The sequence below is a fragment of the Phenylobacterium sp. genome (assembly GCF_028290885.1).
In the GTDB taxonomy this organism is placed as follows: domain Bacteria; phylum Pseudomonadota; class Alphaproteobacteria; order Caulobacterales; family Caulobacteraceae; genus Phenylobacterium.
Map to the genome: position 1 here is coordinate 1 of NZ_JAQGIZ010000027.1, position 11,265 is coordinate 11,265.

Sequence of the window (11,265 nt, forward strand, 5' to 3'; positions counted from 1 at the left end):
GAGGATCAGCGTGCCCTCGTAGTCGGCCAGCAGGTCCTCCAGCAGGTCGAGGGTGTCCATGTCCAGGTCGTTGGTCGGCTCGTCGAGCACCAGCACATTGGCCGGGTTGGCCAGCGCCTTGGCCAGCAGCAGGCGGTTGCGCTCGCCGCCCGAAAGGCTGCGCACCGGCTGGCGCAGCTGGGCCTCGGTGAACAGGAAGTCCTTGGCGTAGGAGGCCACGTGCCGCGGCTCGCCGCGCACCAGGACGTGGTCGCCGCCGGCCGGCAGCAGGACGTCGCGCAGGGTCATCTCCGGCGACAGCGTCGCCCGCGCCTGGTCGATGTAGCTGATCTCCAGATTGGTCCCGAGCTTCACTTCGCCGCTGTCGGCCGGAATCTCACCCAGCAGGAGTTTGACGAGCGTGGTCTTCCCGGCGCCGTTCGGGCCGACCACCGCCACCCGGTCGCCGCGCAGGATGCGGGTGGAGAAGTCCTTCAGCAGCACCCGCTCGCCGAACGCCTTGGAGACGCCCTTGGCCTCGACCACGCGCTTTCCGGAAACCCCGGAGCTGGCGAGCCCCATGTTGAGCTCCTTGCGCGTGTCCTTCAGGCGGTCGGCCTTGTCCTGGCGCAGGGATTCCAGGCGCCGCTTGCGGCCCTCGTTGCGGGCCCGGCGGGCCGTGACACCCCTGGCCATCCAATGCTGTTCGCGCTGGATGAAGCGGTCGAGCCGGCGAGCCTCCTCCAGCTCTTGGGCGGTGATCTTCTCGGCCCAGTCCTCGAAGGCCGCGAAGCCGGCGTCGAGCCGTTTGACCCGGCGATACTCCAGCCAGAAGCTGCGCGTGGTGACCCGCTCCAGGAAGGCGCGGTCGTGGCTGACGATCAGCGCCGCGGCGCGGGAAGCGGCCAGTTCCTCCTCCAGGGTCTCGATGGCCAGGATGTCGAGGTGGTTGGTGGGCTCGTCGAGCAGGATGACGTCGGCGTCCTCGGCGAAGGCGCGCGCCAGCGCGGCGCGGCGGATCTCGCCCCCGGAGAGGCCTTGCGCCGTCTTCTCGGGATCCAGCCCGAAGTCGGTGAGCGCCGCCTGCGCCTGGTAGGTCTGCGCGCCGCCGGCCGTGGCGTAGTCGAGCAGGCTGGCGCCGGAGATCTCCGGCTCCTGCGGCACGAAGGCGATGCGGGTCCCCGCCGCGACGTTGCGCTCGCCGCCGTCCGGCTCGACCTGGCCGGCCAGGATGCGCAGCAAGGTCGACTTGCCTGCGCCGTTGCGCCCGACCAGGCAGGCGCGCACCCGCGCATCGAGGGCGAGGTCGACGCCGTCGAACAGCATCAACGGCCCGTCCGCCAGGCGGACGTCCTTCAGGGCAAGAATGGGCGCGCGCATGGGACGGCTTCAGATACAGCGCCGGGCGGCGAGTGCAAGGGCGGGCGGCGGTGTTCGGCCCTCAGCTCTAGGACCGATTGTGACTCATTGCTGTCGGGGGGAACTGCCCATTGCCTTACGTTGTTCGCTGGAAGCCAGGGCAAAGGGGCCGGGCTGCGCCGCACTCTTGGTCATGCCTCGCTTGCCGCTCACGACCGCTTCCGGCGGAGACGACAGGTGCGCGAAGCTAAGGCCGAAGATCCCGCTGCCGGCAAACATGACGGCCTTCACCCGCCACCTGCGCCGCAGCCTCCGCTCGCAGGCTGCGTCGGCGCCGGATCCAAGCTCGCCGCTAGATCCTCGATCCTCTCCCTGTTCCTGCTAGGCGGCTGCGCCGGCGGCGTTCTTGAGCCCGCGGGTCCCGTCGGAGAGGCCGAACGGACCATCCTCTTCAATGCGCTTGGCATCATGCTGGCGATCGTCGTGCCGGTCATTGTCGCGACGCTGGCTTTCGCCTGGTGGTACCGCGCCTCCAACACCAAGGCGCGCTATCTGCCCGACTGGGCCTATTCCGGGCGGCTCGAGGTCGTGGTCTGGGCGATCCCCATTCTGGTGATCATGTTCCTGGGCGGCATCACCTGGATCGGCGCCCACGACCTCGACCCCCCCAAGCCGCTTGCCTCGAAAACCAAGCCGCTGGAGGTGCAGGTCGTCGCCCTCGACTGGAAGTGGCTGTTCATCTACCCGGACCTTGGCGTGGCGAGCGTCAACCGGCTGGTCGTGCCGGTGGGCGTTCCCGTCCACTTCTCCCTGACATCGGCCAGCGTGATGAACGCGTTCTTCGTGCCGCAGCTCGGCAGCATGATCTACACCATGTACGGAATGGCCACGCAGCTGCACCTGCAGGCGGACCGGCCGGGCGTCTTCCATGGCCTGTCCGCGCAGTTCAGCGGCGATGGTTTCCCGGACATGGAGTTCGAGGTGCGCGCCGTGCCTCCCGAACAGTTCGGCGCCTGGGTGGCCGCCGCGAGGCGCTCCGGCCCGGTCCTGGACGCCCAAGCCTACGCCCAGCTGGCGCGACAAAGCCTGGGGGTGCAGCCGTTCACCTACCGGGCCGTGCAGCCTCGATTGTTCAGCGCGGTCGTCACCCAGCAGCTGCCGCCCGGCCCGGGCCCCACGCGTGGGAAACCGCACGTGACCGTGTCGCCGCGGACGGAGGACTGAGATGCTTGGGAAGCTTAGCTGGGCTGCGATTCCGTTCGATCAGCCGATCCCCCTGGTCGCGTCGGGCGTAGTGATCCTTGTCCTGCTGGGCGTAGTCCTCTGGGTGTGGGCGAAGGGATACGTCCCCTACCTCTGGAGGGAGTGGATCACCTCCGTCGACCACAAGCGCATCGGGGTGATGTACTGCATCCTCGGGCTGGTGATGCTGCTCCGCGGCTTCATCGACGCGATCATGATGCGCTCTCAGCAGGCGTTGGCGTTCCAGTCGAACGGCTACCTGCCACCCGAGCACTACAACCAGATCTTCTCGGCGCACGGCACGATCATGATCTTCTTCGTGGCGATGGCGCTGGTCATCGGGCTGATGAATTTCGTCTTGCCGCTCCAGCTCGGCGTGCGCGACGTGGCCTTCCCGACCCTGAACTCGGTGGGCTTCTGGCTGACCGCCTCCGGAGCGCTCCTGATAAACATGTCGCTGGTCATAGGTGAGTTCGCGCGCACCGGCTGGGTCGCCTATCCGCCGCTCTCCGAGCTCAGATATTCACCCGGTGTCGGCGTCGACTACTACCTCTGGGCGCTGGAAATCTCAGGGATCGGCACGCTGATGACCGGCCTGAATTTCGTGACCACGATCCTGAAGATCCGGGCGCCGGGCATGACCTATCTGCGCATGCCGGTGTTCTGCTGGACCGCGCTCGCCGCAAGCCTGCTCATCGTCGCCGCCTTCCCTGTCCTGACGGCGACCCTCGGGATGCTGCTGCTCGACCGCTACCTTGGATTCCACTTCTTCACGAACGAGGCTGGCGGCAACCCCATGATGTACGTGAACCTCTTCTGGGTCTGGGGACATCCGGAGGTTTACATCCTCGTGCTGCCCGCATTCGGCGTCTTCTCCGAGGTGGTCTCCACCTTCTCGCGCAAGCCGCTGTTCGGTTACCGCTCGATGGTGGCCGCCACCATGGCGATCTGCATCATCTCGTTCCTCGTCTGGCTGCACCACTTCTTCACCATGGGGGCGGGCGCCGACGTGAATGGCTTCTTTGGGATCGCCTCGATGATCATCGCGGTGCCGACGGGCGTGAAAATCTTCAACTGGCTGTTCACGATGTACGGCGGCCGCATCCGGTTCAGCAGCCCGATCCTGTGGGCCATCGGCTTCATGGTCACCTTTGCGATCGGCGGTATGACGGGCGTGCTGCTCGCCGTTCCGCCGGCCGATTTCGTGCTCCACAACAGCCTGTTCCTGGTAGCCCACTTCCACAACGTCATCATCGGCGCCGTGGTGTTCGGCGCCTTCGCCGGCTACACCTATTGGTTCCCCAAGGCCTTCGGCTTCACCCTGGACGAGCGGCTGGGCAAGGCCGCGTTCTGGTGCTGGTTCATCGGCTTCTACCTGGCGTTCATGCCGCTCTACGTGGTGGGCCTGCTCGGCATGACGCGGCGGATGCAGCATTATGACGTCGCCGCGTGGCGCCCCTGGCTGCTGGTCGCGATGGCGGGCGCAGTCGTCATCCTGTGCGGCATCGGTCTGCAGATCGCCCAACTCGTTGTCTCGATCCGCACCCGCGAGCAGCGAAGGGATCTGACGGGCGATCCGTGGGATGGCCGCTCGCTCGAATGGGCGACGTCCTCGCCGCCGCCGGCCTTCAACTTCGCGGTGCTGCCCGATGTGAGGGGCCAGGAGGCCTACTGGGGGATCAAGGAGCACGCGATCGAGACGCAGCACCTGGTCGACGAGCCGGAGTACCGGGCGATCGAGATGCCCCGCAACAGCCCCACTGGAGTCGTCACCGCGTTCTTCGCCACCGTCACCGGTTTTTCCCTGATCTGGCACATCTGGTGGCTCGTGGCGCTCGGCCTTGTCGGCGCCTTCGCGACCTTCGTGGTCTTCGCGTGGCGCGACGTGGACGAGTACGAGATTCCAGCCGAGGAGGTCGCCCGGCTCGACCGCGTCCGTCGCGCGGCCCGCCTCGCCATGCTTCCCAGCCTGCGCAGGCCGACATGAGCGCCGTCGAAACCGCCATGCCGGTGACCTTGGACGACCCCAACAGGGTCGGCCATCACGGCGACGAAGCGACCGGCCATGGCGCAAGCGGGCCGGCGTCGAAGCGGATCGTCACCGCCTACGGCTTTTGGCTCTTTCTTCTGAGCGACTTTGTCGTGTTTTCGGCCTTCTTCGCGGCCTATGCGGTCCTGGCGAAGGCTACGGCGGGTGGGCCGCAGGCCCGTCAGCTGTTCGACCTGACCAACGTCGGGGTGGAAACTGGATGCCTGCTGGCCTCCAGTTTCGCATGCGGCATGGCGTGGATCGCCGCTTCGGTCCGAAGCCAGCTATGGACGCAGATCTGCCTGCTGGTCACCGGGCTTCTCGGCTTCGCGTTCGTCGCTCTCGAAGTGAGCGAGTTCGCCCGCATGATCGCGGAGGGTGCGGGTCCGTCGCGAAGCGCTTTCCTAACCGCGTTCTTCTCCCTGGTGGGACTCCACGGCCTGCACGTCTCCGTAGGTCTGCTTTGGTTGGGGACCATGATGGCCCAGATCTGGGCCAAGGGCTTCAGGCCGACCATGATGCGACGGCTGCTCTGCTACACGCTCTTCTGGCATGCGCTGGATATTATCTGGGTGGCCCTGTTCACGATGGTCTATCTGATGGGAGCTGGCTGATGGCGACCGACCTGGAAGCGGCTGGTGATGGCTTTGACGTCGCACCCGGTGACGAACGCGCGGGCGGCAGCCACGTAGCTCAGGACATACGCGGCTATCTCATCGGTCTCGTGCTCGCGACAGGGCTTACGGCTGCATCATTCTACGCGGCCGCGTCGCACGCGATATGGGCCCCCGCCATACCCGTCGCCCTGGTCGTCCTGGCCATCGCACAGATGGGCATTCACCTGGTCTTCTTCCTGCACATCTCGACCGGCCCTGACAGCACCAACAACATCCTGGCGCTCGCCTTTGGCGTCCTCATCGTTGCGCTGGTGATCATCGGGTCCCTGTGGATCATGGCCAATCTCAACGCCAACATGCTGCCCATGGACCAGCTGATGCAAATGCAGAGATGAGCGCGGCCTCCAAGGCCCGCGCGCTCGACGTGACCGGTCCGAGCGCCTAAATGCGGGCCATGCCCGGCGAACCCTTCTGGCGTCGCAAGACCCTGGCGCAGATGACCGTCGCCGAGTGGGAGAGCCTGTGCGACGGCTGCGGCCTCTGCTGCCTGGTGCGCTTCGAGGAGGAAGACACCGGCGACATCGTCCCGACGCGCGTGCACTGCAAGCTGTTCGACGCCGGCGCCTGCGTCTGCACCGACTACGCCAACCGCAAGCAACACGTGCCCGACTGCGTCAAGCTGACGCCCGGCAACATCGAGCAGCTGGCCTGGATGCCGCTCTCCTGCGCCTACCGCCGCATCCACGAGGGCCGCGGCCTGGCCGATTGGCACCCGCTGGTTTCCGGCGATCCGGAGAGCGTGCACCGCGCCGGCGTCTCGGTGCGCGGCCAGACGATCAGCGAGAGCGTGCTGAGCGAGCCCGAGGACGCGCTCGACTTCGCCGCGCCCGATCTGATCCCCGAGCGGGGTCGGGACTAGGCGGTGTGGTATTTTGGCAACATGGCCTCTTGCGTGCGGCGGCGAACCGACCAATCTAGACCGCTGATCACCACAACCATTCCGAAGGGCTGAGTTTCTTGGCGAGTGACCCCTATCAGGTCCTGGGCGTCCCGCGCACGGCGAGCGCGGACGACATCCGCAAGGCGTTCCGCAAGCTGGCCAAGGCCAGCCACCCCGACACCAATCCGAACAACAAGGAGGCCGAGGAGCGCTTCAAGCGGGTCAGCGGGGCCTTCGACATCCTGGGCGACGCGGCCAAGAAGAAGAAGTTCGACGCCGGCGAGATCGACGCCGACGGGCGCGAGACCATGCGCGGGTTCGGCGGTGGCCAGGGCCCCTGGGGCCCAGCGCCCGGCGGCGGCTTCCGGGGCGGCGGGACCCACCGTGCGGAGAGCTTCGAGGGCGTCGACCTGGGCGACATCCTGGGCGAGATGTTCGGCGGCGCCCGCGGCGGGCGCGCCGGCGGCGCGGGCGGCGGCTTCGGCGGCTTTTCGCAGCGCGGCTCGGACGTGCGCGCCGGTCTGGAGATCGACCTGGAGGAGGCGATCCGCGGCGGCAAGAAACGCATCGCCTTCTCCGACGGCCGCACCATCGACGTCACCATCCCCAAGGGCGCCCAGGAAGGCCAGACGCTGCGGCTGAAGGGCCAGGGCTCTCCCGGCCGCTCGGGCCCGGGCGACGCCTTCATCGAGCTCACCATCGCCCCGCATCCGATCTTCCGCCGCGAGGGCGAGGTGCTGGTGATGGACGTGCCGGTGACGGTCTACGACGCCGTGCTCGGCGGCAAGGCCGAGGCGCCGACCCCTGACGGCCCGGTGACCCTGACTATCCCCAAGGGCGCCAACACCGGCACCCGACTGCGGCTGAAGGGCCGAGGCCTCGCCGACCCGCAAGGCCGCCGCGGCGACCTCTTCGCACGCCTTGTGGTGGCGCTGCCCGACAAGCCCGACGCCGAGCTCGAAAAGCTCGCCGACACCTGGAAGCGGGAGCGGCCATACACCGCGAAACGGCGTCCCTGAGCGACAGGCGTGACACCGTTCGCCCACGGCTCCATAAGCTTCACGTTCAGGCCCGGTTCAGTCCCGGGCGCCTAGAGCGGGCTCATGAAACGCCACCTGCTGATCGCCGCCCTGTTGTTGGGCGCCGCGCCCGTCACGGCCATGGCCGGCGCCCAGGACCGCGGGCCCAGCCGCGTCGAGGCGAGCGCGGGCGGCGCCCAGGCGGGAAGCCAGGTCCCATTGTCACGGGTTCTGGCGATGATCGCCAAGCGCTACCCGGGCCGGCAATTGAACACGACGATGGGTGAAGCCGGCGGCCGGCCCGCCTATCTCATCCAGTGGCAACTCACCAACGGCCAGATCGTGGTGTTCACCGTGGACGCCCAGACCGGCCAGATGGTGGGCCAATAGGGCGGTTCGCGCCGCCCGCAGTGAAAGGACGCGACCATGCGCATCCTGTTAGTCGAAGACGATCCCGACCTGTCGCGGCAGCTGAAGCTGGCGCTGGCCGACGCCGGCTATGCGGTCGACCACGCCCCGGATGGCGAGGAAGCCCAGTTCCTGGGCGAGACCGAACCCTATGACGCAGTGATCCTCGACCTCGGCCTGCCCAAGGTCGACGGGGTCTCGGTGCTGGAGCGCTGGCGGCGCGAGAACATGGCCACCCCGGTGCTGATCCTCACGGCGCGCGGCGCCTGGAGCGAGAAGGTGGCCGGGTTCGACGCCGGCGCCGACGACTATCTCACCAAGCCCTTCCACACCGAGGAGCTGCTGGCGCGGCTGCGCGCCCTGCTGCGGCGCTCGGCGGGCCACGCGGCGCCCAACCTCGCGTGCGGGGGCCTGCGGCTGGATCCGAGGGCGGCCCGCGCCAGCGTCAACGGCGAGCCCCTTCGGCTGACGTCTCTGGAGTACCGGCTGCTGCATTATCTGATGATGCACCAGGGCCGGGTGATCAGCCGCACGGAGCTGGTCGAACACCTCTACGACCAGGACTTCGACCGCGACTCCAACACCATCGAGGTGTTCATCGGCCGGGTTCGCAAGAAGATCGGCGCCGATCGGATCGAGACGGTGCGCGGGCTGGGCTATCGCCTGACCTGCCCGGACGACGAGCGGGGCGCGGAGGCGCAAGCCTCGTGACCGGCCCGATGACGGCCTCGTGACCGGGTGACGTGGCTTCCGGGGTCGCTGCGCCACCCCTCGCTGGCGCGACGGCTGGTGCTGCTGGCGCTGGGCTGGAGCCTGGCGGCCCTGGTGGTCACCGCGATCGTCTTCGCACTGCTGTTCCAGCAGGCGGCGGTCCGGCGGGTGGACCAGACGCTCAACGACCTGACCGTCAATCTGGTCACCTATTCCACGGTCGAGGAGGGGCAGGTGTTCGCCCCGCCGTTCACCGACGAACGGGCGCTCAGGGTCTATTCCGGCCGCTACTGGGAGATCGCCGAGCCGACCGCCGACGGCAAGCTCAGGCCCCTCGCGCGGTCCCATTCGCTGTTCGACGCCGTGCTGAACGCGCCTCCCGACCTGGTCGCGCGGCTCAAGGCCAAGCCCGGCCGGCACATCTCCTACGATACCCGCGGCCCCCTGAACGAGCCCCTGCGGGCGCGGGCGCAGCAGAACTGGAAACCCGGCCGCAAGGCCCCGATCATCTTCCTGGCCGCCGAGGACCGCAGCTCGGTCAACCGCGACGTCCAGGGCTTCGTGGCCGCCACGGCGGCGGCCTTCATCGTCCTGGGCGCGGGCCTGGTCGTGGCCATCGTGATGCAGGTGCGCGTCGGACTTCGGCCACTGTTCGAGCTGCGCCGCGAGGTGGCGGCGGTGCGGCGCGGCAAGGCCGAGCGGCTGGCCGCGACCTACCCCAGCGAGCTGACGCCGCTGGCCGATGAGCTGAACGCCCTGGTCGACCACAACCGGCAGGTCGTCGACCGCCAGCGGACCCACGTCGGCAATCTCGCGCACGCGCTCAAGACCCCGATCTCGGTGATGATCGCCGAGGCCGGCCAGCGGCCGGGCCCGCTCGCCGAGGTGGTGACCCGGCAGGCCGAAGCCATGCGCCAGCAGGTGGACCACCACCTGCGCCGCGCCCGCGCCGCGGCCCGCACCCAGGGGCAGGGCGAACGCACCTCGGTGGCCGAGGTGCTGGACGAACTCACCCGAACGCTCCAACGCATCTTCCACGACAAGGGCGTCAGCATCGACTGGGACGCAGCCGACGACCTCTATTTCCTGGGCGAGCGGCAGGATCTGCTGGAGATCGCCGGCAACGCCGTGGAGAACGCCTGCAAGTGGTGCCGGTCTCGCGTGAAGGTGCGCGCCGAGGCCGCCGGCCCGGCGCGCTTCCGGCTGGTCGTGGAAGACGACGGGCTGGGCCTGCCGCGCGACCGGCGCGAGGAGGTGCTGCAGCGCGGCGCGCGGCTGGACGAGACGGCGCCCGGCTCCGGCCTTGGCCTCTCGATCATCGACGAGCTGGCGCGGGCCTACGGCGGCGCCCTCAAGCTCGGCGACTCCGGCCTGGGCGGACTGCGCCTGGAGGTCGATCTGCCGCGCGCGGAAGCCTGACAAGGAAGCCTGACAAGAACGACCGCCTTCGGACAACCTTAACTCGCCTTATGCATGTTGGCCGCCGCCGGACCGCGTCCGCAGCCTGGAGCCTGTGCATGGTCGCCTTGTCCGACCGGAAGATCGAGATCGTCAGGACACTGGTGGAATCCGCGCCGGACAAGATCGTGGGCGGACTGCAACGGGCGCTGGCGGAGACCGGCGGCGATACGGTGCTGGCCAGCGTGCGGCAGATCGTCGACGCCGAAACCCGCGACCGGCTGCTGCGCAACGCGGTATTCCAACCTGTCGCGCCGCTTTGCGTGGGCGACGGCTCCGACAAGAACAGCCTGGTCTTTCCCGCCCGGACGTTGGCCTGCATCTGGCGCGGCCTGAAGGCGCAGGTCCCGGCCGACGTCGCCGCCGCCGGCAAGGCCTCGGCCGACGTCGCAACCGCCATCGCCAGCGACCGCCGCCCGCCGGACCCCAACCCGGCCTTCGACAGCCTGGTGCGGGTGACGGCCGACGCCCTGCGCTCCAGCGACCAGCGCGATTTCCGCGCCGCCGCCGAGCTCTGCGACCGGGCCAGGCCCGGCGGGGCGGAGGCCCTGGCCGCCTGCCTGGACATCGCGCCGGTGGTGCGCCGCGCGATCGCGCGCCTGCCGGAGTGGGTCGCCCACCCCACCGGAGACACCAACGCCGCCGCCCGGCTCGCCTACAAGGATTCCGTGGCCATCGCCGAGGACGCCGGCCCGCGCTTCTTCGAGATGCTGGCCGGCCAGCTCACGCCGCCCTGGATGGTGCTGCGGATCATCTCGGCGGTCATGGACAAGCCCACCGAGCGCTACCTGGCCGATTCCGAGCTGGGCGGCTTCCCCGAGCGGGTGATGAACGCCGTCGACGAAGAGCTGAGGGCCATTGGCGGCATGGACCTCGACGCCGGGCCGGAAGCGGGCCGCGCCGCCGGCCGGCTGGTGGAGCTGATCACCCAGCAGGTCTTCGAGCTGGAGGTCTGCATCGAGCTTACCCGCGACACCGGCTGGGGCCGTCGGATCGTGGGACAGAAGCAGTCGCTGGCCAATCTCGTCGAGGCCCGCCTGCGCGACGCCGACAAGCTCTCGACCGCCGCCCTGCCGCTGCAATCGTCCGGCTTTTCCCGGCCGCGCCGGACCGGGCCGAAGCTCGAGAGCCCGCCGGACGCCAAGGTCGTGGGCCGGGTCATGACCCTGCTGCATTTCGCCCATGAGATTCGGCGCTGCGCCAACTACGGCGGCTTCTCGGCGGCCCACGCCAAGGCGATGGAGAAGATCGGCGGCATGATCGACCACTATGTCGACGAGGTGTTCGACCAGGTCCGCACCGGCGACGTCGAGGATCTGAAGATCGCGCATGCCTACCTGCGCGCCGCGGCCGATTTCAACGGCCTGGTGCGCGACGACAAGGCCGCCGAACTGCTCCGCCGGCGCTCCGCCGCCGCCTGCGAGGCCGACTCTCCGCAACCCTTGAAGCCCAAGGCCGGATGACCCACTCGCACTGAGGGGCGCTTTCGGCTAACACGCCGCC

11 protein-coding genes are annotated in these 11,265 nt (G+C 68.8%); 10 read left to right on the forward strand and 1 reads right to left on the reverse strand.

The window, feature by feature from the left end:
• On the reverse strand, positions 1–1,359 hold a 1,359-nt coding region (locus tag JWP28_RS02020; protein ID WP_299539429.1), incomplete at its 3' end, for an ABC-F family ATP-binding cassette domain-containing protein.
• Positions 1,360–1,575: 216 nt separating this feature from the next.
• On the opposite strand from JWP28_RS02020, the gene cyoA reads away from it, so the two are divergent.
• The 10 genes from cyoA (at position 1,576) to JWP28_RS02070 (ending at position 11,225) form a co-directional block, all read left to right on the forward strand.
• Positions 1,576–2,562, forward strand: coding sequence for a ubiquinol oxidase subunit II (gene cyoA, locus JWP28_RS02025; RefSeq protein ID WP_299539431.1), 987 nt, complete (start codon positions 1,576–1,578; stop codon positions 2,560–2,562).
• A gap of 1 nt (position 2,563) precedes the next feature.
• On the forward strand, positions 2,564–4,567 hold the full coding sequence (gene cyoB / locus JWP28_RS02030; RefSeq protein WP_299539433.1) for a cytochrome o ubiquinol oxidase subunit I: 2,004 nt from the start codon (positions 2,564–2,566) through the stop codon (positions 4,565–4,567).
• Positions 4,564–5,223 (forward strand): cytochrome (ubi)quinol oxidase subunit III, encoded by a 660-nt coding sequence (locus JWP28_RS02035; protein ID WP_299539435.1) that lies wholly within the window; start codon positions 4,564–4,566, stop codon positions 5,221–5,223. Before cyoB ends, JWP28_RS02035 begins: the two co-directional genes overlap by 4 nt.
• Positions 5,223–5,621, forward strand: a complete 399-nt coding sequence (gene cyoD / locus JWP28_RS02040) for a cytochrome o ubiquinol oxidase subunit IV (protein WP_299539438.1) — start codon at positions 5,223–5,225, stop codon at positions 5,619–5,621. The genes JWP28_RS02035 and cyoD overlap by 1 nt, the downstream gene beginning before the upstream one ends.
• A 59-nt stretch (positions 5,622–5,680) precedes the next feature.
• A complete protein-coding gene (locus tag JWP28_RS02045) occupies positions 5,681–6,145 on the forward strand; it encodes a YcgN family cysteine cluster protein (protein WP_299539441.1) in 465 nt (154 codons plus the stop codon).
• Positions 6,146–6,243: 98 nt separating this feature from the next.
• Positions 6,244–7,185 carry a DnaJ C-terminal domain-containing protein gene (locus tag JWP28_RS02050; protein WP_299539443.1) on the forward strand — a complete coding sequence of 314 codons (942 nt, stop codon included), beginning with the start codon at positions 6,244–6,246 and terminating at the stop codon, positions 7,183–7,185.
• 84 nt (positions 7,186–7,269) lie between these two features.
• Positions 7,270–7,575: a hypothetical protein gene (locus JWP28_RS02055; protein ID WP_299539445.1), complete on the forward strand. Its 306-nt coding sequence runs from the start codon at positions 7,270–7,272 to the stop codon at positions 7,573–7,575.
• A 36-nt stretch (positions 7,576–7,611) separates the two neighbouring features.
• On the forward strand, positions 7,612–8,304 hold the full coding sequence (locus tag JWP28_RS02060) for a response regulator transcription factor (RefSeq protein ID WP_299539447.1): 693 nt from the start codon (positions 7,612–7,614) through the stop codon (positions 8,302–8,304).
• Positions 8,305–8,331: 27 nt separating this feature from the next.
• The gene (locus JWP28_RS02065) at positions 8,332–9,723 is read left to right on the forward strand and encodes an ATP-binding protein (RefSeq protein WP_299539450.1); all 1,392 of its coding nucleotides are present in this window, start codon (positions 8,332–8,334) and stop codon (positions 9,721–9,723) included.
• A gap of 98 nt (positions 9,724–9,821) precedes the next feature.
• Positions 9,822–11,225, forward strand: coding sequence for a hypothetical protein (locus tag JWP28_RS02070; protein ID WP_299539452.1), 1,404 nt, complete (start codon positions 9,822–9,824; stop codon positions 11,223–11,225).
• Positions 11,226–11,265: the final 40 nt, after the last annotated feature.

Coding starts and splice junctions, on each gene's coding strand:
- cyoD (WP_299539438.1), top strand. CDS start 5,223: ATGGCGACCGACCTGGAAGCGGCTGGTGATGGCTTTGACGTCGCACCC.
- cyoB (WP_299539433.1), top strand. CDS start 2,564: ATGCTTGGGAAGCTTAGCTGGGCTGCGATTCCGTTCGATCAGCCGATC.
- JWP28_RS02035 (WP_299539435.1), top strand. CDS start 4,564: ATGAGCGCCGTCGAAACCGCCATGCCGGTGACCTTGGACGACCCCAAC.
- JWP28_RS02055 (WP_299539445.1), top strand. CDS start 7,270: ATGAAACGCCACCTGCTGATCGCCGCCCTGTTGTTGGGCGCCGCGCCC.
- JWP28_RS02070 (WP_299539452.1), top strand. CDS start 9,822: ATGGTCGCCTTGTCCGACCGGAAGATCGAGATCGTCAGGACACTGGTG.
- JWP28_RS02060 (WP_299539447.1), top strand. CDS start 7,612: ATGCGCATCCTGTTAGTCGAAGACGATCCCGACCTGTCGCGGCAGCTG.
- JWP28_RS02045 (WP_299539441.1), top strand. CDS start 5,681: ATGCCCGGCGAACCCTTCTGGCGTCGCAAGACCCTGGCGCAGATGACC.